Source organism: Pseudomonas sp. UV AK001 (genome assembly GCF_046097675.1).
Taxonomy (GTDB): Bacteria; Pseudomonadota; Gammaproteobacteria; order Pseudomonadales; family Pseudomonadaceae; genus Aquipseudomonas; species Aquipseudomonas kribbensis.
On the sequence record NZ_JBJUVZ010000004.1, the window covers coordinates 130430 to 153721 of the forward strand.

Annotated in this window: 22 protein-coding genes and 2 tRNA genes; 8 read left to right on the forward strand and 16 right to left on the reverse strand. The window is 61.3% G+C overall.

What is annotated here, in order from left to right; genetic code table 11:
* Window positions 1-151 precede the first annotated feature (151 nt).
* Window positions 152-346: a hypothetical protein gene (locus tag ACKLNA_RS14070; RefSeq protein ID WP_085712901.1), complete on the forward strand. Its 195-nt coding sequence runs from the start codon at window positions 152-154 to the stop codon at window positions 344-346.
* Here ACKLNA_RS14070 and ACKLNA_RS14075 read toward each other — a convergent pair whose 3' ends face one another.
* Entirely contained in the window at window positions 347-772 is a 426-nt protein-coding gene (locus ACKLNA_RS14075) for a PA3611 family quorum-sensing-regulated virulence factor (RefSeq protein WP_119427211.1), read from the reverse strand.
* A 189-nt stretch (window positions 773-961) separates the two neighbouring features.
* Between ACKLNA_RS14075 and ACKLNA_RS14080 the strand changes: the two genes are divergently transcribed.
* The 3 genes from ACKLNA_RS14080 to ACKLNA_RS14090 all read left to right on the forward strand — a co-directional run bounded on the left by ACKLNA_RS14080 (window position 962) and on the right by ACKLNA_RS14090 (window position 3023).
* Window positions 962-1705 (forward strand): tRNA-uridine aminocarboxypropyltransferase, encoded by a 744-nt coding sequence (locus ACKLNA_RS14080; protein ID WP_408986197.1) that lies wholly within the window; start codon window positions 962-964, stop codon window positions 1703-1705.
* Between the two features lie 229 nt (window positions 1706-1934).
* On the forward strand, window positions 1935-2585 hold the full coding sequence (erdR, locus tag ACKLNA_RS14085) for a response regulator transcription factor ErdR (RefSeq protein ID WP_085712904.1): 651 nt from the start codon (window positions 1935-1937) through the stop codon (window positions 2583-2585).
* A 75-nt stretch (window positions 2586-2660) separates the two neighbouring features.
* Window positions 2661-3023: a diacylglycerol kinase gene (locus ACKLNA_RS14090; RefSeq protein ID WP_003222276.1), complete on the forward strand. Its 363-nt coding sequence runs from the start codon at window positions 2661-2663 to the stop codon at window positions 3021-3023.
* Here the strand turns inward: ACKLNA_RS14090 and ACKLNA_RS14095 are convergent.
* Window positions 3020-3946, reverse strand: coding sequence for a LysR family transcriptional regulator (locus ACKLNA_RS14095; protein WP_085712905.1), 927 nt, complete (start codon window positions 3944-3946; stop codon window positions 3020-3022). The two genes, ACKLNA_RS14090 and ACKLNA_RS14095, sit on opposite strands and share 4 nt — an antisense overlap.
* A gap of 144 nt (window positions 3947-4090) precedes the next feature.
* Between ACKLNA_RS14095 and fpr the strand changes: the two genes are divergently transcribed.
* A complete protein-coding gene (gene fpr / locus ACKLNA_RS14100) occupies window positions 4091-4870 on the forward strand; it encodes a ferredoxin-NADP reductase (protein WP_003222277.1) in 780 nt (259 codons plus the stop codon).
* A gap of 69 nt (window positions 4871-4939) precedes the next feature.
* On the opposite strand, the gene tsaA is transcribed toward fpr, so the two are convergent.
* The 6 genes from tsaA to rimO form a co-directional block, all read right to left on the reverse strand.
* Entirely contained in the window at window positions 4940-5638 is a 699-nt protein-coding gene (gene tsaA, locus ACKLNA_RS14105; RefSeq protein WP_408986198.1) for a tRNA (N6-threonylcarbamoyladenosine(37)-N6)-methyltransferase TrmO, read from the reverse strand.
* 60 nt (window positions 5639-5698) lie between these two features.
* Entirely contained in the window at window positions 5699-6469 is a 771-nt protein-coding gene (locus tag ACKLNA_RS14110) for an SDR family oxidoreductase (RefSeq protein WP_134825696.1), read from the reverse strand.
* A 127-nt stretch (window positions 6470-6596) separates the two neighbouring features.
* Complete coding sequence (locus ACKLNA_RS14115; protein ID WP_114881683.1) at window positions 6597-7064, reverse strand: DUF1456 family protein; 468 nt, start codon at window positions 7062-7064, stop codon at window positions 6597-6599.
* 73 nt (window positions 7065-7137) lie between these two features.
* Entirely contained in the window at window positions 7138-7848 is a 711-nt protein-coding gene (locus tag ACKLNA_RS14120; RefSeq protein ID WP_134825697.1) for an rRNA pseudouridine synthase, read from the reverse strand.
* Between the two features lie 82 nt (window positions 7849-7930).
* The gene (locus ACKLNA_RS14125) at window positions 7931-8404 is read right to left on the reverse strand and encodes a GNAT family N-acetyltransferase (RefSeq protein ID WP_085702626.1); all 474 of its coding nucleotides are present in this window, start codon (window positions 8402-8404) and stop codon (window positions 7931-7933) included.
* A 112-nt stretch (window positions 8405-8516) separates the two neighbouring features.
* Window positions 8517-9854: a 30S ribosomal protein S12 methylthiotransferase RimO gene (rimO, locus tag ACKLNA_RS14130; protein WP_408986199.1), complete on the reverse strand. Its 1338-nt coding sequence runs from the start codon at window positions 9852-9854 to the stop codon at window positions 8517-8519.
* A gap of 350 nt (window positions 9855-10204) precedes the next feature.
* On the opposite strand from rimO, the gene ACKLNA_RS14135 reads away from it, so the two are divergent.
* Window positions 10205-12046: a potassium transporter Kup gene (locus ACKLNA_RS14135; RefSeq protein ID WP_371321039.1), complete on the forward strand. Its 1842-nt coding sequence runs from the start codon at window positions 10205-10207 to the stop codon at window positions 12044-12046.
* Between the two features lie 151 nt (window positions 12047-12197).
* The gene (locus tag ACKLNA_RS14140) at window positions 12198-12356 is read left to right on the forward strand and encodes a hypothetical protein (protein WP_408986200.1); all 159 of its coding nucleotides are present in this window, start codon (window positions 12198-12200) and stop codon (window positions 12354-12356) included.
* An 88-nt stretch (window positions 12357-12444) separates the two neighbouring features.
* Here ACKLNA_RS14140 and ACKLNA_RS14145 read toward each other — a convergent pair whose 3' ends face one another.
* From ACKLNA_RS14145 to ACKLNA_RS14160, 4 genes are all read right to left on the reverse strand, one after another.
* Complete coding sequence (locus tag ACKLNA_RS14145) at window positions 12445-13737, reverse strand: virulence factor family protein (protein WP_085712913.1); 1293 nt, start codon at window positions 13735-13737, stop codon at window positions 12445-12447.
* Window positions 13737-16376: a bifunctional lysylphosphatidylglycerol flippase/synthetase MprF gene (gene mprF, locus ACKLNA_RS14150; protein ID WP_085712914.1), complete on the reverse strand. Its 2640-nt coding sequence runs from the start codon at window positions 16374-16376 to the stop codon at window positions 13737-13739. Before mprF ends, ACKLNA_RS14145 begins: the two co-directional genes overlap by 1 nt.
* 279 nt (window positions 16377-16655) lie before the next feature.
* Window positions 16656-16732, reverse strand: a tRNA-Met gene (locus ACKLNA_RS14155).
* A gap of 209 nt (window positions 16733-16941) precedes the next feature.
* Window positions 16942-17018: transfer RNA gene (locus ACKLNA_RS14160), tRNA-Met, on the reverse strand.
* A 280-nt stretch (window positions 17019-17298) separates the two neighbouring features.
* Here ACKLNA_RS14160 and dinB point away from each other — a divergent pair.
* Window positions 17299-18360 carry a DNA polymerase IV gene (dinB, locus tag ACKLNA_RS14165; protein ID WP_408986201.1) on the forward strand — a complete coding sequence of 354 codons (1062 nt, stop codon included), beginning with the start codon at window positions 17299-17301 and terminating at the stop codon, window positions 18358-18360.
* 49 nt (window positions 18361-18409) lie between these two features.
* Here dinB and ACKLNA_RS14170 read toward each other — a convergent pair whose 3' ends face one another.
* The 4 genes from ACKLNA_RS14170 to ACKLNA_RS14185 all read right to left on the reverse strand — a co-directional run bounded on the left by ACKLNA_RS14170 (window position 18410) and on the right by ACKLNA_RS14185 (window position 23198).
* Window positions 18410-19363 (reverse strand): hypothetical protein, encoded by a 954-nt coding sequence (locus ACKLNA_RS14170; protein ID WP_085712916.1) that lies wholly within the window; start codon window positions 19361-19363, stop codon window positions 18410-18412.
* A 17-nt stretch (window positions 19364-19380) separates the two neighbouring features.
* On the reverse strand, window positions 19381-21096 hold the full coding sequence (locus tag ACKLNA_RS14175; protein ID WP_085712917.1) for a proline--tRNA ligase: 1716 nt from the start codon (window positions 21094-21096) through the stop codon (window positions 19381-19383).
* Between the two features lie 115 nt (window positions 21097-21211).
* Complete coding sequence (locus tag ACKLNA_RS14180) at window positions 21212-22771, reverse strand: AmpG family muropeptide MFS transporter (protein WP_408986202.1); 1560 nt, start codon at window positions 22769-22771, stop codon at window positions 21212-21214.
* A 43-nt stretch (window positions 22772-22814) separates the two neighbouring features.
* Window positions 22815-23198 carry an MGMT family protein gene (locus tag ACKLNA_RS14185; protein WP_162803463.1) on the reverse strand — a complete coding sequence of 128 codons (384 nt, stop codon included), beginning with the start codon at window positions 23196-23198 and terminating at the stop codon, window positions 22815-22817.
* Window positions 23199-23292: the final 94 nt, after the last annotated feature.

A 23292-nucleotide genomic window follows, 5' to 3' on the forward strand; every position in this document is an offset into this window, starting at 1 on the left:
CGAAGTGCTTTCACCGCTCGTCCGATGGCGCACCGAGGGCAAAATGCTCTGATTTACTAAGTTAAAGGCGCCGTACGACAACTTTGCGTCAGCGAGCGTACGCAAGGTGCACGCGATTCAAGGATTTGCGGGTGGCAAGGAGGCGGGACACATGACCAGAGTCATTCTGGAGATCGATACGCAGCTGTATCGAATGTTGAAGGCATCGGCCGAGACCAATCATGTCAGTCTCGAAGAGGAGTGCTGCCGACGTCTTTCGGGAGGGGAGCGTCGCTCGCGCTATCTGCAGGCCTTGCTGGCCGAACTGCGCGCCGAGGATGAACAGCGGCGCGCCAATTCTCGTTGATTACTTCTTCTTCGCCGGGCCTGCTTTCGGGCAGTCCGATTCCTGATAGCTGGCCGAACCGATCGCCCGATTGGTCTTCACTTCGCTGAAGTCATAACGCATCACGGCGCCCTTGGCCATCAGCTTGCGGTACGACGGGTTGTTGCAGACCGAAGCCCCCAGCTGGAAGTACACGGCCTTGGGATCGGCGCGCATCTTGTCGGCATGGCTTGCCTGGACGCTCAGGTGGTTGATCAGCGTGGTGCCTTCGACGGTGTAACCCTGATCGAGGATGTCTTCGTTGATCGCCCGTGGTGTACCGACGCTGCTTTGGGCGGCGACGTTTTGCAGCTCTTTGTTCAGGTTCTGCTCTTTCAGGGACGCAGCCTGTGCGCTGAAGGACAACGCCAGCGCAATGGCCGCGGTAGGAACGATAAGGCGCAGCATGAAACTCTCCTGATTCAGTGACTGGTGGTTCGACCAGCCCCGGGGCTGTGCGTTCAGTGGCGGCGAATTATAGGGGAGCCGGTCGGGAGGGTACAGGCTTGTGCCCGCTGCTCTGATAAACTGCCGGCCTTTATTGCCTTGCCGAGAGTTGTTCGTGTCGAGTTTTCCTGTCAATCGGCGTCGCCCGCAATGAACCATGCCCCCAACGCCGTGGCCCGCCTGCGCGATCAGCGCGAGGACGAGGGCATCAAGCCGATTCAGGCCCGTGGTTTCCGCTCCGAACGTTGCCGCGACTGCCGGGTCATCATCAGTCATTGCCTGTGCGCCTGGCGCCCGACCGTGGATACCCGCTCGGGTGTCTGCCTGATCATGACCGGCAAGGAAGTGTTCAAGCCGAGCAACACCGGTTGGCTGATCGCCGACATCGTGCGGGACAATCACGCCTTCATCTGGTCGCGGACCGAACCCGACGAGCAACTGCTGGCGCTGCTGAACGACCCGCAATGGCAGCCGTATCTGGTGTTTCCCGGCGAGTACGTCGAGCCTTCGCGGGTCACCAACACCGTGGATCTCGATAGCAGCAAGCGTCCGCTGTTCATTCTGCTGGACGCGACCTGGACCGAGGCGCGCAAGATTTTCCGCAAGAGCCCGTACTTCGATCGCCTGCCGATCCTGAGTCTGTTGCCCGACAAACTGTCGCGTTATCGCCTGCGCCGTTCGACCCGCAGCGAGCACCTGTGCACCGCCGAAGTGGCGGCGCTGTGCCTGGAACTGGCGGGCGATACGGATGCCGCTTCGGCGCTGGACGCCTATTTCGATGTGTTCAGCCAGCATTACCTGGGCGCCAAGCAGCAGCTCGAGGTGAATGTATCGACACCGGCCCATGCCGAGTTGCTGCCTTTTATAGCCAACCCGCAGCCGGTGCCGGCCTGATCCTGGCCCATACTGCTAAAGCAGTGGCCGTGTTGCTTGACCACCCCGGCTTCGCTGGGCATGCTTGGCGCCGATTGGGGTGCGGCCAAGGTTTGAAACGCCGTTTTTGTCCGTGATTGGCGTTGAACGTGCCCCTGTGGATGCCGCTGCACAAGCGCCGGCATCTTGATTTGCCTTGGTGAGCCCCGAATGCATCGGGTCTGCCATCAAAAACAGGATCATTTGAAAAATGGCCACATACGACATCCTGATTGCCGATGATCACCCTCTTTTTCGTAGCGCACTGCATCAAGCGGTGACGATGGGCCTTGGTCCGGATGTACGAATGGTGGAGGTGGCGAGCATCGCCGAGCTGGAGGCGCGCCTGACCGAGAAGGCCGACTGGGATCTGGTGCTGCTGGACCTGAACATGCCGGGCGCCTTTGGGTTTTCCGGGCTGGTGATGCTGCGCGGGCAGTACCCGCAGATTCCGGTGGTGATGGTTTCGGCGCAGGAAGAAGCTTCGGTGATGGTCAAGTCGCGGGAGTTCGGTGCCAGCGGTTTCATTCCCAAGTCGAGCGACCTGAGCGTGATTCAGGAAGCGGTGCGCAAAGTGCTGGACGGCGACGTGTTCTGGCCGCCACAGGCGTTCGAGGCCGTCAGCGTCTCCGACGAGGCCAAAGCCGCCAGCGATGGCCTGGCGAGCCTAACGCCCCAGCAGTTCCGGGTGTTGACCATGGTCTGTGAAGGCCTGCTCAACAAGCAGATTGCCTATGAGTTGAACGTGTCGGAAGCGACCATCAAGGCCCACGTCACGGCGATCTTTCGCAAGCTGAACGTGCGGACTCGTACCCAGGCGGCTTTACTCTTGCAACAACTTGAGTCAATTCCAAGCCAGTAAAGGCTGGCGTCTTCACGCTTTTTTGACTTTCGTTGAACTAGCTTCCCCACTTCTTTTTGGTCGGTTGTTTACTTTATGTCACCTTTCAAGGGCCAGACGGGCCTGAAACGCATCCTCAACGCCTCCGGTTACTCGCTGGACGGCCTGCGCGCAGCCTTCACCGGCGAAGCGGCGTTCCGTCAACTGGTGCTGCTTAACGTGGTGCTGATTCCACTGACGTTCTTCCTGAATGTCAGCCGTGTCGAGCAGGCGTTGCTGATTGCCGTGTGCCTGCTGGCGCTGATCGTCGAGCTGTTGAACTCTGCGGTGGAGGCGGCCATCGACCGCATTTCCCTGGAACTGCACCCGCTGTCCAAGAACGCCAAGGACATGGGCAGCGCCGCGCAATTCGTGGCACTGAGCATGATTGCCCTGGTGTGGGCGGTGATTCTGCTTTAAGCGATTGTCGGCAGGACGATCTCGTCGCTGCGCTGGACCCCGGCGGTGAAGGCGCGGCACAGATCGAGAAACTCGCGCATGGCGGAAGTCTGGTACTTCTGTTTATGCCAGATGAAATAGAACTGCCGCGCCAGATCCAGATCCGGCGTCTCCACCGGCACCAGACTGCCGCGCCGAAACGCATCACGCAGCGCCAAACGCGAGATGCAGCCAATCCCCAGACCCGATTCCACGGCGCGTTTGATCGCTTCCGTGTGTTCCAGCTCCAGCCGGATGTTCAGCGCACTACGATGGTGACGCATGGCCTGATCGAACGTCAGGCGCGTACCCGAACCCTGCTCCCGTAAAATCCACGCTTCATGGGTCAGTTCCTCCATGGTCGCGCTGCCGCGTTTGGCCAACGGATGCTGCGGGGCGCAGAACACCACCAGTTCATCCTCGACCCAGCTCTGCACTTCGATGTCCGGGTGGCTGCAATCGCCTTCGATTAGACCCAGATCAATTTCGTAATGCGCCACTTGTTGCACGATATTGGCAGTGTTCTGCACGTGCAGCTTCACCTGGCTTTCCGGGTGCCGCTGCATGAAGCCGCCGATCAACAGGGTGGCCAGGTAATTGCCGATGGTCAGGGTCGCGCCCACCGACAGAGAGCCGAAACCGGATTTGCCGTTGAGCAGGTCTTCGATTTCCTTGGCCTGATCGAGCATGGCCACCGCTTGCGGCAACAATTGTTTGCCGAGGGCGTTGAGGCTCAGGCGTTTGCCGGCGCGATCGAACAGCTGGCAGCTGGACTGACGCTCCAGTTCGGTGATGGAAGTGCTGGCGGCCGATTGCGACAGGTTGAGCAGACCCGCAGCACGGGACACGCTCTCCTGCTGGGCGACAGCGACGAAGACTTGCAGTTGACGAAGAGTAAATCGCATATCGATATAACCGATAACCCTTATCTTAATAATCCAGTTAACAGATATTGTCGGCGCTATTAGAATGCGATGCAATTGCGCACCGTCGGCATCCTTCAACGCGAGCCGGGCAAGCGCAGATCAATCTCCAGGAGTCCCACGTACATGAGCAACATGAACCACGAGCGTGTCCTCAGTGTTCATCACTGGAACGACACTCTGTTCAGCTTCAAGTGCACCCGCGATCCGGGCCTGCGCTTCGAGAACGGTCAGTTCGTGATGATCGGCCTGCAACAGCCAAACGGCCGCCCGCTTATGCGCGCTTACTCGATCGCCAGCCCGAACTGGGAAGAGCATCTCGAGTTCTTCAGCATCAAGGTGCCTGATGGTCCGCTGACCTCCCAGTTGCAGCACCTGAAGGAAGGCGACGAGATCATCATCTCGAAGAAACCTACCGGCACCCTCGTTCTGGACGACCTGAACCCGGGCAAGCACCTGTACCTGCTGAGCACCGGCACCGGTCTGGCACCGTTCATGAGTGTGATCCAGGACCCGGAAACCTACGAGCGCTTCGAGAAAGTGATCCTGGTTCACGGCGTTCGTTACGTCAACGAAGTCGCCTACCGCGAGTTCATCACCGAGCACCTGCCGCAGAACGAGTTCTTCGGCGAAGCGCTGCGTGACAAGCTGATCTACTACCCGACCGTGACTCGCGAACCGTTCGAGAATCAGGGTCGTCTGACCGACCTGATGCGCAGCGGCAAGCTGTTCAGCGACATCGGCCTGCCACCGATCAACCCGCAGGACGACCGCGCGATGATCTGCGGCAGCCCGAGCATGCTCGACGAGACCAGCGAAGTGCTCGACAGCTTCGGCCTGAAGATCTCGGCCCGTATGCGCGAGCCGGGTGATTATCTGATCGAGCGAGCGTTCGTCGAGAAGTAATCGCGACGATGCCAACAGAAAAGCCCGCGTTGCCTGAGAAGGCAGCGCGGGCTTTTTCGTTTCCGGGGATCACGCTTCGGCGGGGATGACTTCCAGGACGCGGATCTGCTCCGGTGTCGGGTAATGCCAGCGCACGTCCAGATCCCAGAACTGCGCGCCGTATTCGCGCTCCGGTGCGGGCGTCTGATAGGCCGGACGCGGATCCTGAGCCAGGCACTGCTCGATCAGCTCCACCAGCGGCTCGGCCAGGCGCTGAGCGTGGGTGTGGGCCTGTTGCAGCGCCGCATCCGTCCACTGCACGTCGATCAGTTGCGGCGCGGCACTGGCGATGCTGTTGGAGGCCTCGGGGATGATGTCGGCGTAAGGCACGTAGGGTTTGATATCGAGAATCGGCGTGCCGTCCAGCAGGTCGATGCCGGAGATGAACAAGCGATTGGCCTCGACCTTGTCCAGCTTCACCACCGACTGGCCGATGCCGTTCGGCCGATGCGTGGCGCGGGTGGCAAACACCCCCATGGACTTGTTGCCCCCCAGACGGGGAGGGCGGACTTTCAGTCGCGGCTTGTCTTCCAGCGCCTGATGGAACAGGAACAGCAGCCATACATGACTGACCTGCTCCAGTCCCTGCACCGCATCGCCCTGATCGAACGGTGCCACCAGTTCCAGCACGCCACGGGCGGCGGGCGCCAGTTGCGGCTGGCGCGGGATGGCGAACTTCTCCTTGAAGCAGGAGCGGACGAAGCCGATGGGGGAGACGCTGTAAGTCATGGTTTGCATTCGAAACGGAGCAGGGGCGGGCATGATAACCCGTCCGGCCACGTCGCCGACCTAAAGACTGAACCCGCCATCCAGCGGAATCACATTCCCGGTCATATAGGCCCCGGCGGTACTCGCCAGGCTGATCGCCAGCGCCGCCATTTCTTCCTCGCGGCCCCAACGCTTCATCGGGATCAGCGCGGTGTCTTCGGCTAGTGCCTGCTGGTCGTTGCCGATGTGCTGGGTCATCTTGCTCGGGAAGCGTCCCGGCGCAATCACGTTGACGTTGATGTGCTGGCTCACCAGTTCCCGGGCGAGAATCCGCGACAGTTGATGCAGGGCCGCTTTGCTCGGCCCGTAGGCATAGGCCTGTTCACCGAACGAAGAAATCCCCGCCACCGAGCCGATGTTGATGATCCGCGCCGGATTGGCTGCCGAGCCGGCCTTTCGCAGCAGCGGCAGAAACTGCTGGATGCAACTGAACACCGAAGTCACGTTGAGCTGCATGACCTTCTCCCAGCCCTTTACCGGGTAGCTCTCCAGCGGCGCCCCCCAAGTGGTGCCGGCGTTGTTCACCAGAATGTCCAGATGAGTGATCTGCTCGCCCAGCCGGGCCGCCAGTTCTTTTACACCCTCTTCGGTCGCCAGATTCGCCGCCACGCCCTCACAAGTGCCCAACGCACTGAGTTCTTCAGCGGTCTGATGACAGGCTTCAGCGTCCCGGGAGCAGACGTACACACGGGCGCCGGCCTCGACAAAGGCCTTGGCGATCATTTTGCCGATACCACGGGTGCCGCCGGTCACCAGGGCGGTGCGGCCTTGCAGGGAGAAGTACGGGTGCATGGCGAATCCTGAGGGCTAGGGTTCAGTACACCCTAGTCGCCGGCCGCGAAAAGCGGAGCCACTATTTTTCGAGGGAATGGAGGGCCATGCATGAAAACGGCGACCGAAGTCGCCGTTTATTCAAGGATCAGCCGCGAATGCGCAGCGTCAGGCCCTTGAGGAAATTGCGCAGCAACTGGTCGCCGCACGGGCGGTAGTTGGTGTGGCCGACCTTGCGGAACAGCGCGCTCAGCTCAGGCTTGGACACCGGGAAATCGGCAGCCTTGAGGATCGCGTGCATGTCGTCTTCTTTCAGTTCGAAGGCCACGCGCAGCTTTTTCAGGATGATGTTGTTGGTCACCGGCACTTCGATCGGCTGCGGCGGACGGCTTTCGTCCTTGCCGCGCTTGAAGATCACCAGACCGTCGAGGAAGTGCGCGATGACTTCATCCGGGCAACGCACGAAACCTTCTTCGTCTTCTTCCTTCTTGTCGAGCCAGGTCACCACGTCGGCGAGGGTCACGTCCATGCCACCGAGTTTGATGATTTCGACGACTTTCTTGTCGCTGATGTCGAGCATGTAGCGCACGCTGCGCAGTACGTCGTTATGAACCATGTTTGCAATCCTGATCGTTCGCTGTGGGCACCGCGCAGGCGCGATGCCGGAATGTATGGCGGCAACGGAGGCCTTAGAACTTCTCTTTGCCGGACAGGTAGCGCCATTGGCCGGCCGGCACCTTGCCGATCGATACGCCACCGATGCGGATACGGCGGATGCCGACGACCTTCAGCCCGACCGCTTCGCAGAACTGGGCGATGATCCCCGGCTGCGGGTTCTTCATGGCGAAGCGCAGGCGGTTTTCGTTCTGCCAGCTGGCCTTGACCGGCGGCAGCTCCTTGCCCTTGTGGGTGAGACCATGCTGCAGGCGATTGAGGCCGTGGGCGACCATTTCGCCTTCGACTTCAACGACGTATTCCTGCTCGATCTTGGCCGCGTCGGCGGTGAGCTTGCGCAGCACCTTCCAGTCCTGGGTGAACACCAGCAGGCCGCTGGCCTTGGGTTGCAGGTCGGCGCTGGCGGTCAGGCGCAGGAAGTGCCCGCGCAGCGGTCGCTTGCCGTAGCGGTGTTCTTCGCTGAGGGTGTCGGCGCTCAGCGACTGCATCGCAGTGTCGACATCCATGCCCGCCGGCACGTTGAGCAGGATGGTCACCGGCTCCGGTGCGGTGGCCTTGGCGTCCTTGTCGAGCTCGACTTTCTGGTCGCCGACCTTGAACTGCGGCTCGTCGATGACCTCGCCGTCCACGGTGACCCAGCCGCCCTCGATGAACAGCTCGGCCTCCCGGCGGGAGCAACCGACCAGTTCGATGAGGCGTTTGGAGAGGCGAATCGGGTCAGTCATGACAGGGCCGTAACAAAAAAGGGGTGGGCATTGTACCTGCCTGGCGCCGGTTAATCGCGATTGCATTTGTACCGTGTGGCTTTTAGCCGCGTACGGCGCGCTGTTCCGGCTGTTTCAGACGCATGTGCAGCAACGGATAAGGCTGGCCCATGCCATCGACTTCCGACCGGCCGATCACCTCGAAGCCCTGCTTGAAGTAAAAACCGAGGGCCTGCGGGTTCTGCTCGTTGACGTCCAGTTCATCGGCGTTCAGGTGTTCCATGGCGTATCTCAGCAGCTTCTTGCCCAGGCCCTGGCCGCGATGCTCGGGGTCGATGAACAGCATTTCGATCTTGCCCGCCGCCACGCCGGCAAACCCGGTGATGCGCTGGTGGCTGTCCCTGGTGCAGATCAGCATCACCGCATCGAGGTAGCGGGTCAGCACCAGATTGCGCAGCAGCTCGATGTAACTGTCCGGCAGAAAATCATGGGTCGCGCGGACCGAGGCCTCCCAGACCCGGGTCAGTTCCTGATAATCGCTGAGTTTCGGCGTGTGGATGACCGAATGGTGGCGCATGCCCGATAGCCTCTATGTCATGAATGAGGGGAGTCCTTCCCCCCACAAACGATAGCCGTAAAAAAGCCCCGCATCTCGTAAAAGAGAGCGGGGCTTTTCGTATTTTTCGCGTTTAGATCTGTTCGGCCCAGAGGTCGTATTCGTCGGCGTCGGTCACCTTGCACCAGACCTTGTCGCCCGGCTTGAGGTTGCTGCCGTTGTCGATGAACACGTTGCCGTCGATTTCCGGGGCATCGAAGAAGCAGCGGCCGACCGCGCCTTGCTCGTCGACTTCGTCCACCAGCACTTCGATTTCACGGCCGATGCGCATTTGCAGGCGGGTCGAGCTGATTTCCTGCTGGTGCGCCATGAAGCGCTCCCAGCGATCCTGCTTGACGTCGTCCGGGACGATGTCGAGGTTCAGGTCATTGGCCGGTGCGCCTTCGACCGGCGAATACTGGAAGCAGCCGACGCGGTCGAGCTGGGCTTCGGTCAGCCAGTCCAGCAGGTACTGGAAGTCTTCTTCGGTTTCGCCGGGGAAGCCGACGATGAAGGTCGAACGGATGATCAGGTCCGGGCAGATTTCGCGCCAGTTCTTGATCCGCGCCAGGGTCTTGTCTTCGAACGCCGGGCGTTTCATCGACTTCAGGACTTTCGGGCTGGCGTGCTGGAACGGGATGTCCAGGTACGGCAGGATCTTGCCGGCGGCCATCAGCGGGATCAGCTCGTCGACGTGCGGGTACGGGTAAACGTAGTGCAGGCGGACCCAGACGCCGAGGGTGCTCAGCGCTTCGCAGAGTTCGGTCATGCGGGTCTTCACCGGCGCGCCGTTCCAGAAACCGGTGCGGTACTTGACGTCAACGCCGTAGGCGCTGGTGTCCTGGGAAATCACCAACAGCTCCTTCACGCCGGATTTGACCAGGCGCTGGGCTTCGTCGAGCACGTCGCCGACCGGACGGCTGACCAGTTTGCCGCGCATCGACGGGATGATGCAGAAGCTGCAGCTGTGGTTGCAGCCTTCGGAAATCTTCAGGTACGCGTAGTGACGCGGCGTCAGCTTGATGCCTTGCGGCGGCACCAGGTCGATCAGCGGGTTGTGATCCTGTTTCGGCGGCACGACTTCGTGCACGGCGTTGACCACTTGCTCGTACTGCTGCGGACCGGTGACGGCCAGCACGCTCGGGTGCACGTCACGGATGTTGCCTTCTTCGACGCCCATGCAGCCGGTCACGATGACCTTGCCGTTTTCCTTGATCGCTTCGCCGATGACTTCCAGGGATTCGGCCTTGGCCGAGTCGATGAAGCCACAGGTGTTGACCACGACCACGTCGGCGTCCTGATAGGTGGACACCACGTCATAGCCTTCCATGCGCAGCTGGGTCAGGATGCGCTCGGAGTCGACCAGTGCTTTCGGGCAACCCAGAGATACGAAGCCAACCTTTGGATTGGCCGGCGCAGGAGTGGTGGACATGTCTAACCTCGGTGTTTTGTGACGTCGCTTGCCTGATGGCGGAAGCCGACGGACGGGCGCTTGAAGTGCGCCTCTGATCAAAAAGTGCGCAATTCTAGCGATGAGCAGCGCACTTGACCAGCTTTATGCAGGGAAATACGACGAGTGCTGCGCTATGCTTCGCGCCGTTGGGCTTTACCAATTTTTTACAGTCAACAAAACGACTGTAACAACGGGTAAAACAGCGCATGCTGCATCAAAAAGCATAGTGCTTCGTTCAAAGAAGCCGGTCTGGAAATCAGGAGTGTTGGATGGGTCAGGCAAGTAGTCAGGCGGCGGGCGCCGAGCATTCGGCTGCAAAACCGCTGAGCATGCTGGTCGCGGCAGTCGGGGTAGTTTACGGCGACATCGGCACGAGCCCGTTGTACACCCTCAAAGAAGTGTTTTCCGGCGGTTACGGCGTACCGGTCAATCACGACGGAGTGCTGGGCATTCTGTCGCTGATCTTCTGGTCGCTGATCTGGGTCGTGTCGATCAAGTACATGATGTTCGTCCTGCGGGCCGACAACCAGGGCGAGGGCGGGATCATGGCGCTCACCGCGCTGGCGCGGCGGGCGGCAGGGGAGCGCAGGAAGTTGCGTTCGCTGCTGGTGGTCTGCGGCCTGATCGGTGCGGCGCTGTTCTACGGTGACAGCATGATCACCCCGGCGATTTCCGTACTCTCGGCCATTGAAGGTCTGGGCCTGGCGTTTGACGGGATCGACCATTGGGTCGTGCCATTGTCGCTGGTGGTGCTGGTGGGTCTGTTCCTGATCCAGCGTCACGGTACGGCGCGGATCGGCATTCTCTTCGGGCCGATCATGGTCACCTGGTTCCTGGTGCTTGGCGCCCTCGGCGTGTACGGCATCAGTCATTCCCCGGAGGTGCTGAAGGCACTGAACCCGATCTGGGCCGTGCGTTTCTTCATGGTGCATGCCGGCATGGGTGTGGCGATCCTCGGCGCCGTGGTGCTGGCACTGACCGGTGCCGAAGCGCTGTACGCCGACATGGGCCACTTCGGGCGCAAACCGATTGCCCGGGCGTGGTTCCTGCTGGTGCTGCCGGCGCTGGTGCTCAACTACTTCGGTCAGGGCGCCTTGCTGCTGGACAACCCGGAAGCGGCGCGCAACCCGTTCTACCTGCTGGCGCCGAGCTGGGCGCTGATTCCGCTGGTGGGCCTGTCGACCCTGGCCACGGTGATCGCCTCGCAAGCGGTGATCTCCGGCGCGTTCTCCCTGACCCGTCAGGCGATCCAGCTCGGCTACATCCCGCGCATGTACATCCAGCACACCTCCAGCGATGAGCAGGGCCAGATCTACATCGGTGCGGTGAACTGGACGCTGATGGTCGGTGTGGTCCTGCTGGTGCTGGGCTTCGAGTCCTCCGGCGCCCTGGCCTCTGCCTACGGCGTGGCGGTGACCGGGACCATGCTGATGACCACGATTCTGGTGTCGGCGGTCATGCTCTTGCTGTGGAAATGGCCTCCGGTGCTGGCCGTGCCGGTGCTGATCGGCTTCCTGCTGGTGGACGGCCTGTACTTCGCCGCCAACGTGCCGAAGATCGTCCAGGGCGGTGCGTTCCCGGTGGTCGCCGGTATCGCCTTGTTCATCCTCATGACCACCTGGAAGCGCGGCAAGCAATTGCTGGTCGAGCGTCTGGACGAAGGCGCGCTGCCGCTGCCGATTTTCATCAGCAGTATCCGCGTGCAGCCGCCACACCGTGTTCAGGGCACTGCCGTGTTCCTTACCGCCCGCTCCGACGCCGTGCCACACGCGCTGTTGCACAACCTGCTGCACAACCAGGTCTTGCACGAGCAGGTTGTGCTGCTGACTGTGGTGTACGAAGACATCCCGCGCGTCCCGCCATCGCGACGCTTCGAAGTCGAAGCCCACGGCGAAGGTTTCTTCCGGGTGATCCTGCACTTCGGCTTCACCGACGAACCGGACGTGCCGCAGGCGCTGAAGCTCTGCCATCTGGACGACCTCGACTTCAGCCCGATGCGCACCACCTACTTCCTCAGCCGCGAAACGGTGATCGCCTCGAAACTCGAAGGCATGGCCCGTTGGCGTGAAGCGCTGTTTGCGTTCATGTTGAAGAATGCCAACGGCAACCTGCGGTTCTTCAATCTGCCGCTGAACCGGGTGATTGAGTTGGGGACGCAGGTGGAGATGTAGGCTCCGCCTTAATTGAAAAGCCCCCGTCGGTCTTGTGGCTGGCGGGGGCTTTTTTGTGTCGCTGTACCAAACCTGTTCCAGGCGCCAATCCACTATGGGAGCGGGTAGGCTAGTTCTCACGGAGTCATTACGGTGCGCGAGGTCGGTTTGTATGACGGAATTACCGGAACAAGAGATGCTGGATGAACTTGAGAATCTTCGGACTGAAGCGGTAGTAAAAGCACGACTGATCAATTTCGATCCGGCTCAAGCGATCAGTCATGACGACATGCGGGCAAGGTACTGGCAGGAAGAGCTGACAGTTAATTGAATCCCGCGTAGTTCTCTTTGTGACTATGGGAATGAAAAAGCCCCCGCAACCCTAAGGTTGCGGGGGCTTTTCGTTGGAGCGCCTCAGATCACTCTGCCGGCTGATCCTTGCTCTGACGCTTCTCGATCAGATCCACCAACCGCTTGGCCAGCGCCGGGTAGTTCTCGTCGAAGTGGTGGCCGCCAGGCAGCTTCACCGCTTCGCCCACCGCTGTTTTGTCGGTGCAGCCGCTTTCATCTTTCTCTTCTTCGCCGTAGATGCACACGACCTTGGCCGGTGGCAGTTTGGCCATTTCCGGGCCGGTGGCGGCTTCTTTGCCGGCGTTGCCGAGCCAGCCTTCGACTTCGATTTCGAAGCTGCCAGTGCGGGCGAAAGCCAGCAGGATGATGGCGTCGACGCGTTGCTGCTCGGTTTCCGGCAGGCGGTTGTAGATGGCCGGCAGGACGTCGGCGCCGAACGAGTAACCGGTCAGGATGAAGCGTTTGGTGCCCCATTTCTGGCGGTAGTGCTGCATCAGTTCGGTCAGGTCCAGCGCGCTCTGTTCCGGGCTCTTGTGCTGCCAGTAGTAGCGCAGGGTGTCGATGCCGACCACCGGGTAGCCGATCTTGGCCATTTCACCGGCCACGTCGCGGTCGAGATCTCGCCAGCCACCATCACCGGACAGGAACAGGGTCACGGTGTCCTTGGCCTGGCCGGCCGGGACTTCCACCACCGGGATCTGCAGGCCGCCGTTGGCCTTGTCACCACCAACGAGGATCTTGCGCAGTTCGTTGTTCAACACTTGCGGCAGGTTGATGTCGTAGTCGCTGATGCTGGTTTCGGCGTTCGGTTGATCACGTACGAAACCGGCGCTGGTGTCGTCCGGGTTGTCGTTCCAGGCCACCAGCCAGTGGCCGTGGGCGGCGGATTTTGGCAGCAGGTGAGTGCAGCCGCCTTTTTCCAGGGCCAGGTCGACCGACACGGCCTGGGCCTTGTCGTCCTTCTGTTCCGACAGCCAGCGCCAGGCCAGCACCGCGCCAGGGCCGATGCCGCTGACCAGGGTCGCCGGGCCGTTCAGTTCACGCAGACCGCTTTGCAGTGCGCGGCTTTGCAGCAGGCAGTCCTTGGGCAGAATCACCTGGACGATCTGCGCCGAGGCGCTGCGGCTCAGGGTGGTCAGCTGATTGTCGGTGAGTTTCTTGTCGTCCTCGACCGCCACCAGCACCTGGGCCTTGGGCTTGGTGCCGGGGATGACCCGGGTCATCACGGTGCCGTCAGCCGGTTTTAGCTGTTCGAGGGTCGGTTCCGGTGCCGGGCGTTTGAGGTACCAGTAACCGCCGCCGGCAATCACGGCCAGCACGATCAGTGCGGCCAGGATGTACTTCAGGGAGCGTTGAATCATCAGCGTTTCACCAATCCAGTCAAGCCGCCCGCGATCAGGGCAGCAGTATCGGCCAGTGCCACCAGCGGATCGAGTCCGGCGGGCACTGCCATATAACGGGGTTCCCAGTCAGGCTGGAACTTGTCTTTGAAGCGGCGCAAGCCTTGGAAGTTGTACAGCTGCTCACCACGGCGGAAAACCATCGAGCCCAGACGCTGGGTCAGCGGTGCACCACGACGGGGTTGCAACCCCGACAACGGCACCATGCCCAGGCTGAAACGCGCGTATCCGTGACTCTTATAATGTTGAATCAGACCGACCATCAAAAACTCCATGGTCAGCTTGGGGGCGTCCGGGTGCGAGCGCATCAGGTCGAGGCTGGCCAGGTCATGGCTGTAAGTCTCGAGCAGGTTGGCAAACGCCACCGGGCGGCCTTCGAAGCGAATCACCGCGATGCGGAAATGCTTCAGGTAATCGTCGCTGAAACGGCCGAGGGAGAAGCCTTTCTCGCGTACGTTCTTGCCGGTCAGCCAGGCATCGGAAATCACCTTGAGCTCATCCATCGGCGCCTGGCCCGGCTCGAAGATCTCCAGCGACAGACCGTCGCGGGTACCACGGTTCCAGGTGTAGCGAAGGTCCTTCATCTCCTTGCCCTTGGCATCCAGGTCAAAGCGATGCAGATCGACCCGGGCTTCTTCGCCGAGCTTGATCGCGGTCAGGCCGATGTCCATGTAGTACGGCAGGTTCTCGGCGCGCACTTGATAGAACACGGGACGGGCATGGTGGATGTCGCACAGGTCACGGAACTGCCAGATCATTTCCGCCCGTTGCTGGCCGGGACCGATCGGGTCGTACAGCGCCACCAGACTGCGGCCGCGACGGGCGTACATCAGGAAGGCCTCGTCGTTGGGGTGAAACAGCAGCGCCTTGTCACCGGTCAGGGCCAGGCCGCCGTCCGGTTGCGAGGAAGCCATCAGGACCTTCGAGGCGCGCTCCAGCTCGTCCGGGGTCGGCAGATGAATCACCGGGCGGGCGGTGCGCAGCAGCCAGGTCAGGGCGATCACCAGCAACAGCACCGCAGCACCGAGCAGCGAACGCAGGCCGCGCGGGGCATCGGCGTCCAGGGTGAACTGCCACCACAGCTGATGGCTGTACGGCACGTCCTGGTAGGCGAACAGCAACAGCCAGGTCGAAGCGCCGAGTACGCACAGGCTCGCCACCAGATACAGCGGCGAGAACGGCACTTCGGTCAGACGGCTCGGGCGATAGAAAGAACGACGGAACACCCCCAGCAGCGCGGCGGTGAGGGTCATCAACGTGGCTTCTTCCCAGTCGAAACCCTTGAGCAGCGAGAGCAGGGCACCCACCAGCAGCAGAATGGTGGTCAGCATCCACGCCGCCGACAGCCGGCGACGCAGGCCCTGGGCGAGCATCAGGCACAGCACGCCGATCAGGCTGGCGCCGAAGTGCGAGGCATCGACCAGACGATGAGGGATCAGGTAGGCGATGTGTTCCAGGCGCGTGTCGATTTCAGGCGTCGCGCCGGAGAACAGCAGCACCACGCCGGACAGGAACACCAGCACCGCGAGGATCGGTGCGGCCAGACCGGAAGCGGCACGCATGGTCTGGGTCTGGAACAACCGCTGACCTTCATTGATCAGCAGCAGTACGCAGGCCACCAGCAATGGCAGCACCACATAGATCATGCGATAGAGCAGCAGGGCAGCGGCCAGCGGTGCTGCGCCGAGCTTGTCGGCGAAGGCAGCCAGTAGAATCGCTTCGAAAACCCCGACGCCGCCCGGCACATGGCTGAGCACGCCGGCCGCCAGGGCCAGCAGGTACACCAGCAGGAATGCGCCGAATGGCGGGGCTTCCGGCAGCAACATGTACAGCACGGTGGCGGCAGCGGCGACGTCGAGGGCAGTGATGACCAGTTGCAGGAACGTCAGGCGTCGGCCCGGCAGGCGCAGGGTGCGGCGGCCGACCTTGACCAGCAGATTGTCGCGATACGGTTGCTCCGGCAGACGCCGACGATAAATGCCCATGGCCAGAATCGCGCCGAGCAGCAGCACGGCAGAGGCAATCGTGGCCAGCAGGCCTTCGGACAGGCCCAGCGCCTGGGAAGCTGCCGGCAGGTCACTCAGGGTGGCCAGTGCCGCCAGCGGGGGTAGGGCGCATCCCAGCGACAGGCTGGCAAACAGGGTCATGTGCGCGACTTCCGAAGCGCCCAGGCCAAGCCGTGCATATAAACGGTAACGCACCGAGCCGCCGGACAGCATCGACAGACCGATGGCGTTGCCGATCGCGAATGCCGTGAAGCCACCGAGCGCCAGCGTACGCGGCGGGATGGTCACGCCGGCATAGCGGCTGGCCGACCATTCGTAGCCCAGCAGAATGATGAAGCCGACGACGGTCGCGCCGAAAGCGCCCAGCAGGGCCGGCTTCGGCACGTCGAGAATCGAGTCGTGCAGGGCATAGAGGTCGAGTTCGCTGAGCAGATGGCGACAGGCAATCAGCGCGATAGCGAACAACAGCAAAGTGACCGCCAGACCAATCGGTTGCCGGTATTTGCTGATTCGATCCAGCAAGCGCATGCGCTCGGGCTTGATCGATGGATTCACGGTGAGGGTGTCTTGTGGATCAGACGAGTTGGCGCGCATCAATCACCTCTTGGATTGTGCGCGACAGGATGGGGGTATCCAGCCAAGTTACCAATCCCTGTAGAAAAAAATAATCACAAAATACTACGCCTCTCGTCGGGTATCGGCGAGGGCAGGTCCCGGATTGCAGACCTCTTGCCTGCGACTCAAGCATAGTCGCAACTCGGCGGGTCTGAAGATCCTGAGCGGTTCACTGCACGATGACAGATCATTGTTGCGAAAGGACTTTTTCCACAGATACAAAAAAGGCCACTCTTTCGAGCAGCCTTTTTTGATGTTTGGTTGCGGGAGCCGGATTTGAACCGACGACCTTCGGGTTATGAGCCCGACGAGCTACCAGACTGCTCCATCCCGCGTCTGTGTGGCGGCATTCTACAGGCGAACGGCGGGGTGTCAACCGTTAATCCCGTGAAGGGTCAAATAAGCGTGAAATCGCGTCAATCCGTCGCAGGAGGGCGGTAAGTTTCGGAATTGCAAAGGATTCCTGTTTGGCCCGGATGATTGCCCAATGAAAAACAGACGCGCACAAAAAAGGCCAATCTTTCGATTGGCCTTTTTCGATGTTTGGTTGCGGGAGCCGGATTTGAACCGACGACCTTCGGGTTATGAGCCCGACGAGCTACCAGACTGCTCCATCCCGCGTCTGTGTGGCGGCATTCTACAGAGGATCGCCGGGGTGTCAACCTTGAATCCGGATAAAATCTGTTCTGGTTCAATTGGTTAGCTATTTTTCGAGGCCGCTGGCGGGGCCGCAGGTCAGGCAGGACGCGGGTTTCAGCTCTATTGGTCAGCGATTTCCGATTGAGAAAATAAATTCAATGGACGTTTCCTACCGCTGGAAAAGAACGTTCATACCACTGGTGCTATATACAGGTGTCAGTGAGATACTGCCCATCCGGCTTGCCACGTTTCCTTTTCTGTCATGACCCAGCGAAAAATCATCCACATCGACTGTGACTGTTTCTACGCCGCCATCGAGATGCGTGACGATCCGCGCCTGGCCGGCAAACCGCTGGCGGTGGGTGGTTCGGCAGACCGGCGCGGGGTGATTGCCACCTGCAACTATGAGGCGCGGGCTTACGGCGTGCGGTCGGCGATGTCCTCCGGGCATGCCTTGAAACTGTGCCCGGACCTGACCATCGTCAAGCCGCGGATGGACGCCTACCGTGAGGCATCGAAGGAAATTCACACGATCTTTCGCGATTACACCGACCTGATCGAACCGCTATCGCTGGACGAGGCCTACCTCGATGTCTCGGACAGCGCGCATTTCGGTGGCAGCGCTACGCGCATCGCCCAGGACATCCGGCGCCGGGTCTCCAATCAATTGCACATCACGGTCTCGGCCGGGGTGGCGCCGAACAAGTTTCTGGCCAAGATCGCCAGCGACTGGAAAAAGCCCAACGGTTTGTTCGTCATCACGCCGGATCAGGTCGAAGACTTCGTCAGTGGTCTGCCGGTGAGCAAGCTGCACGGCGTCGGCAAGGTCACTGCGGACAAACTGGGCAAGCTGGGAATCAACGACTGCTCGCAACTGCGCGAGTGGGACAAGTTGGCTCTGGTGCGCGAATTCGGCAGTTTTGGCGAGCGACTCTGGAGCCTTGCCCGTGGGATAGATGAGCGGCAGGTGCAAAACGACAGCCGTCGTCAGTCGATCAGTGTGGAAAACACCTACGACGTGGATCTGCCGGATCTGCGCAGTTGCCTGGACAAGCTGCCTGAATTGCTGGAAACCCTGAAAACCCGCATGGCGCGGATCGACAGCAGCTACCGGCCGGGCAAGCCGTTCGTCAAAGTGAAATTCCATGACTTTACCCAGACCACGCTGGAGCAGGCCGGGGCAGGGCGGGATCTGGGCAGTTATCAGTTGATGCTGACGCAGGCGTTCAATCGGGGTGGCAAACCGGTGCGGCTGCTTGGGGTGGGTGTGCGGCTGGAGGATTTGCGCGGCGGTTTTGAACAAATGGAGTTGTTCGAGCGGTAGCGCATATAAAAAAGCCCGAAACAGGTTCGGGCTCTTCTATAAAGCGTTGTCAGTTCGGACCGGGGTCCGCCACCAGTCGCCCGGCATCCTTGGTCAGCGACTTGAGGAACTCGGCCTGCAACTCGGGATCGTTGCGTGTCAGTTCGATCAGGCTCTGTTCCAGCTCGCTGGCTTCTTCTTCCAGACCCAGTTCCGACAGGCGTTTGACCCGGTGCACCCACTGGCTCACTTCGTCGTCTTCCAGATCGTCGTAAATCAGGCCGTGGGCTTCCAGCAGCTTGCCACGCAGGTGACTGCTGATCGTCAGGGACGAGTCGGAATGCACGTCATCCTTGGCGTCTTCGACACTGATCTGCAGTTTGCCGACATGGTTCAGATCGTTTTCGGCGAACGGACTGTCCAGCAGGTTCAGGCGCAGCACGCCGTTGCGGTCGGTGGTCATGTCGAAGGTCTGCTTGCCGGCCTTGACCTGCACCGGGCGCTCGCTCCACGGCAGGCTCGAATACTCCATGCGCTTGTCGCGCTGGACTTCATCGATACCGGCCAGGTTCTGCTGTGCACGACCATGGGACTGCACGTTCATGAACGGGTTGAGCCCGGCGAATCCGTAGCTCAGCCAGTCCTTGGTCACGCTGTCCGGCAGGGTGCCGAAGGCGAATACGTTGACCACGTTGGCCCCGACGCCGGCCACCACCGCCACGGCACCCAGCGGAATCTCGTAGATTTCGCGCCAGGGCTGGTAAGGCGTGTAGCGGTCATAACGACGGGTCACTTCGTACTCAGTGACTTCGAAGGTTTTCTGTTCGTTGATCTTTACGCGTCTCTGCGGCAGCTCAAGCACCTTAGGCTCACCGACATCGATCTGCAGGCTGTGATCGAGCAGCTTTCGCTCGACCCGCTCTTCGTGCTCGCTGCGCTGTGACATGTGATTGGCACAGCCGCTGACCAGCAGGGTGCCGCACAGGGCGGCACCACCGAGGCCTAAGGTGTTTCGCTTGAACATGAGGACTCTATCTGGTTTCAGCGGCGGATACGGGCCTGCAGGAAGGACAGTACGTCGGCAACCGGCAGCGCTTGCGCCTGGCCTTCGGTACGGCTCTTGTATTCCAGGTTGCCTTCGGCGAGGCCGCGGTCGCTGACCACGATCCGGTGTGGAATGCCGATCAGTTCCATGTCCGCGAACTTGATGCCCGGGCTGGTTTTCTTGTCGCGATCGTCCAGCAGCACTTCGAAGCCGGCAGCGGTCAGTTCCGCGTACAGCTTGTCGGTGGCCTCGCGCACCTGCTCGGTTTCATAGCGCAGCGGTACCAGCGCGATCTGGAATGGTGCCAGGGCGTCGCTCCAGATGATGCCGTTCTCGTCGTTGTTCTGCTCGATGGCCGCAGCCACCACGCGGGACACGCCGATGCCGTAGCAACCCATTTCCAGGGTGACTGGCTTGCCGTTCTCGCCCAGCACTTCGCACTTCATCGCCTTGCTGTACTTGTTGCCCAGCTGGAAGATGTGCCCGACTTCGATGCCGCGCTTGATTTCCAGGGTGCCCTTGCCGTCCGGGCTCGGGTCGCCGGCCACGACGTTGCGCAGGTCGGCCACGGTCGGAACCGGCAGGTCACGCTCCCAGTTCACGCCGAAGTAGTGCTTGTCGTCGATGTTGGCACCGATGCCGAAGTCGCTCATCAGCTCGACCGAACGGTCGATGATGATCGGCAGCGGCAGGTTCAGCGGGCCGAGGGAACCGGCGCCGGCGCCGATGGCGTCACGCAGTTCAGCGTCGGACGCCATGACCAGCGGGCTGGCGACGCCAGGTTGCTGGGCAGCCTTGATTTCGTTCAGCTCGTGGTCGCCACGGATGACCAGGGCGATCAGCTTGCCTTCTTCTTCGGCGTGCACGATCAGGGTCTTGATGGTCTTTTCAATCGGCAGACCGAATTTTTCCACCAGGGCCGCGATGGTCTTGGTGTCCGGAGTGTCGACCAGGCGCAGTTCTTCGGCCGGCGCAGCGCGGGAAGTTTCACGCGGTACGGCTTCGGCTTTCTCGATGTTCGCGGCGTAGTCGGAGCCGTTGCTGAAGACGATATCGTCTTCGCCGGATTCGGCCAGCACGTGGAATTCGTGGGAGCCGGCACCGCCGATGGAACCGTTGTCGGCTTCCACCGGACGGAATTTCAGGCCCAGACGGGTGAACACGTTGCAGTACGCCTCGTGCATGCGGTCATAGGTGACCTGCAGCGACGCCTGGTCGGCGTGGAACGAGTACGCGTCCTTCATGATGAATTCACGGCCGCGCATCAAACCGAAGCGTGGGCGGATTTCGTCACGGAACTTGGTCTGGATCTGGTACAGGTTGATTGGCAGCTGCTTGTAGCTGCTCAACTCGTTGCGCATCAGATCGGTGATCACTTCTTCGTGGGTCGGGCCCGCGCAGAAGTCGCGACCGTGACGGTCTTTGATGCGCAGCAGCTCAGGGCCGTATTCTTCCCAGCGCCCCGATTCCTGCCACAGCTCGGCCGGTTGGGTGCTCGGCATCAACACTTCCAGAGAGCCGGCGGCGTTCATCTCTTCGCGAACGATGGCTTCCACCTTGCGCATTACCCGCAGGCCCATCGGCAGCCAGGTGTACAGGCCCGAGGCGAGTTTGCGGATCATGCCGGCGCGCAGCATCAGCTGATGGCTGATGACGACCGCGTCGGAAGGCGTTTCTTTTTGTGTGGCGAGCAAAAATTGACTGGTGCGCATGGTTGGCCGTTGTCGGTTGCTATGACTGGAAATGACGGAGCAGTGTACCGGCGAGAGCTGCCGACGTACAGAAGTGCAGGCCCGGCGGAAACCCTCCCGCCGGGTGCGAGATGTCTTACGACTCTTCGGCGACGGGCGTCGACACGGGTTCCGGTGTCGGTGTCGGGCCTTCGCGGCGACTCTCCTGGAACCAGTGCAGGGCGATCAGTACCAGGGTCGGTACGCCGAGCGCCGCCGTGATGATGAAGAAGTTGTGATAGCCGAACTTCTCCACCATGACCCCGGAGTAGCCGCCGATGAGGCGCGGCAGCAGCAGCATGATCGAGCTGAGGAGAGCGTACTGGGTCGCGGAGAACTTCAGGTTGGTCAGGCTCGACAGATAGGCGACGAACGCCGAAGTGGCCATGCCCGAGCTGAAGTTGTCGAGGGAAATGGTCACCACCAGCATCTGCAGGTTCGGGCCCATGTCCGCCAGCATCACGAACATCAGGTTGGTGGCTGCCGATGCGGCACCGCCTATGAACAGGATCGGCAGAATCCCGAAGCGCACGATCAGCAGGCCGCCCATGCCGGCGCCCACCAGGGTCATGATCAGGCCGAAGATCTTGCTGACACTGGCGATCTGGTCCTTGGTGAAGCCCTGGTCGATGTAGAACACGTTGGCCATTACGCCCATCACCGTGTCCGACATGCGATAGGTGGCGATCAGGCCGAGCAGCAGCAGGGCCTGCCAGCGGTAGCGCAGGATGAAATCGTTCACCGGCGTCAGCACCGGCGCCAGGCCACGGCGACCCATGGTCGACAGGCACAGACCTGTCAGCAGGGTATAGAGAATGGCGCGCAGGAATGCCCGGTCTTCCAGCAGCAGGTCCAGCGGGCTCATGGTGCCGAACAGCACGCTGGCGAAATCGGTGTTGTAGAGCTGGGTGAACATGGCCGGTACGGAAACCAGCAGGACGATCAGCACGAACACCGACATCAGCTGATGCATGAAGGTGTAGCGCCCGGCCTGCAACTGGGTACGCAGCGGCACTGGCGGCTCGCGCATCAGCAGGGTGGTGATCAGGGCAGGCACCATCAAGGCGCCGAACAGCGCGTAAGTGCCGGTCCAGGCGGAATGCTGGTAGTTGAAGCCGGTGGAGCCGAAGCCTTCGGCGAAGAACAGTGCGCCGGCAGTCGCCAGCAGAGCCGCGACCCGATAACCGGACATGTAACTGGCGGCCAGGGCAGCCTGGCGGTTGTCTTCGGCGATTTCCAGGCGATAGGCGTCGACGGCGATGTCCTGGGTGGCGGAAGCGAAGGCGACGATCACGGCAATGGCGATCAGCCAGGACAGGTGTTTCTGCGGGTCGCAGAAGCCCATGCCGATCAGGCCGAGGATCACCAGCGACTGCGCAAGCACCAGCCACGAACGGCGTCGGCCCAGTTTGCCCAGTAATGGCAGGCGCCATTGATCGAGCAGCGGCGACCAGACCCATTTGAAGGCATAGGCCAGACCGATCAGGCTCGCATAGCCGATCGTCTCGCGGGCTACACCGGCTTCACGCAGCCAGACCGAAAGTGTCGAGAACACCAGCATGTACGGCAGGCCGGCGGCGAAACCCAGCAACAACAGCACGAGCGTCGAAGGACTGGCATAGGCGGCGAGCGCGGCGCGCCAGGTTTTACGGGGCATGGGCTGAAGTCTGCCTCAAGATTGCGAAAACAAAGCGCGCACTCTAACCGCTGTGCTCTACCGGACGCCAGCCATGGCGCCGAATATCCACACGATTGTTCAGGATCGTAACGCCCTCCATACGCAATCGTGCCCGCTGCTCATCACCCGAAGGGCTGCCTGCCGGCAGGCTGATCCGACCGCCGGCACCGAGTACGCGGTGCCAGGGCAGCTTGGTGTCGCCCGGCAACTGGCTCAGGGTGCGGCCGACCCAGCGGGCGGCGCGCCCCAACCCGGCCAGTTCGGCCAACTGACCATAGCTGACCACCTTGCCCTCAGGTACCTGGGCAAGGGTCGAGTAGAGTGCCGTGCGTCGGATTTGCGGATCGTTTTCGCAGGCTTGTATCGGGTCTGTCACGTGCGCCGTTCCTGAACAGGGTCGATTCATGGATGAAAGGGTAATCCGTGATCGGGCAATTGAGAAATGAACTCAACAGAAATAGCCGGGTCACTCCTTGTCAGAGGATTATTCCTACGGATAA

What these genes read in the sequence shown, in the direction of transcription:
- ACKLNA_RS14070 (WP_085712901.1), top strand. Translation starts at nt 152, where the DNA reads ATGACCAGAGTCATTCTGGAGATCGATACGCAGCTGTATCGAATGTTG.
- ACKLNA_RS14075 (WP_119427211.1), bottom strand. Translation starts at nt 772, where the DNA reads ATGCTGCGCCTTATCGTTCCTACCGCGGCCATTGCGCTGGCGTTGTCC.
- ACKLNA_RS14080 (WP_408986197.1), top strand. Translation starts at nt 962, where the DNA reads ATGAACCATGCCCCCAACGCCGTGGCCCGCCTGCGCGATCAGCGCGAG.
- erdR (WP_085712904.1), top strand. Translation starts at nt 1,935, where the DNA reads ATGGCCACATACGACATCCTGATTGCCGATGATCACCCTCTTTTTCGT.
- ACKLNA_RS14090 (WP_003222276.1), top strand. Translation starts at nt 2,661, where the DNA reads ATGTCACCTTTCAAGGGCCAGACGGGCCTGAAACGCATCCTCAACGCC.
- ACKLNA_RS14095 (WP_085712905.1), bottom strand. Translation starts at nt 3,946, where the DNA reads ATGCGATTTACTCTTCGTCAACTGCAAGTCTTCGTCGCTGTCGCCCAG.
- fpr (WP_003222277.1), top strand. Translation starts at nt 4,091, where the DNA reads ATGAGCAACATGAACCACGAGCGTGTCCTCAGTGTTCATCACTGGAAC.
- tsaA (WP_408986198.1), bottom strand. Translation starts at nt 5,638, where the DNA reads ATGACTTACAGCGTCTCCCCCATCGGCTTCGTCCGCTCCTGCTTCAAG.
- ACKLNA_RS14110 (WP_134825696.1), bottom strand. Translation starts at nt 6,469, where the DNA reads ATGCACCCGTACTTCTCCCTGCAAGGCCGCACCGCCCTGGTGACCGGC.
- ACKLNA_RS14115 (WP_114881683.1), bottom strand. Translation starts at nt 7,064, where the DNA reads ATGGTTCATAACGACGTACTGCGCAGCGTGCGCTACATGCTCGACATC.
- ACKLNA_RS14120 (WP_134825697.1), bottom strand. Translation starts at nt 7,848, where the DNA reads ATGACTGACCCGATTCGCCTCTCCAAACGCCTCATCGAACTGGTCGGT.
- ACKLNA_RS14125 (WP_085702626.1), bottom strand. Translation starts at nt 8,404, where the DNA reads ATGCGCCACCATTCGGTCATCCACACGCCGAAACTCAGCGATTATCAG.
- rimO (WP_408986199.1), bottom strand. Translation starts at nt 9,854, where the DNA reads ATGTCCACCACTCCTGCGCCGGCCAATCCAAAGGTTGGCTTCGTATCT.
- ACKLNA_RS14135 (WP_371321039.1), top strand. Translation starts at nt 10,205, where the DNA reads ATGCTGGTCGCGGCAGTCGGGGTAGTTTACGGCGACATCGGCACGAGC.
- ACKLNA_RS14140 (WP_408986200.1), top strand. Translation starts at nt 12,198, where the DNA reads ATGACGGAATTACCGGAACAAGAGATGCTGGATGAACTTGAGAATCTT.
- ACKLNA_RS14145 (WP_085712913.1), bottom strand. Translation starts at nt 13,737, where the DNA reads ATGATTCAACGCTCCCTGAAGTACATCCTGGCCGCACTGATCGTGCTG.
- mprF (WP_085712914.1), bottom strand. Translation starts at nt 16,376, where the DNA reads ATGCGCGCCAACTCGTCTGATCCACAAGACACCCTCACCGTGAATCCA.
- dinB (WP_408986201.1), top strand. Translation starts at nt 17,299, where the DNA reads ATGACCCAGCGAAAAATCATCCACATCGACTGTGACTGTTTCTACGCC.
- ACKLNA_RS14170 (WP_085712916.1), bottom strand. Translation starts at nt 19,363, where the DNA reads ATGTTCAAGCGAAACACCTTAGGCCTCGGTGGTGCCGCCCTGTGCGGC.
- ACKLNA_RS14175 (WP_085712917.1), bottom strand. Translation starts at nt 21,096, where the DNA reads ATGCGCACCAGTCAATTTTTGCTCGCCACACAAAAAGAAACGCCTTCC.
- ACKLNA_RS14180 (WP_408986202.1), bottom strand. Translation starts at nt 22,771, where the DNA reads ATGCCCCGTAAAACCTGGCGCGCCGCGCTCGCCGCCTATGCCAGTCCT.
- ACKLNA_RS14185 (WP_162803463.1), bottom strand. Translation starts at nt 23,198, where the DNA reads ATGAATCGACCCTGTTCAGGAACGGCGCACGTGACAGACCCGATACAA.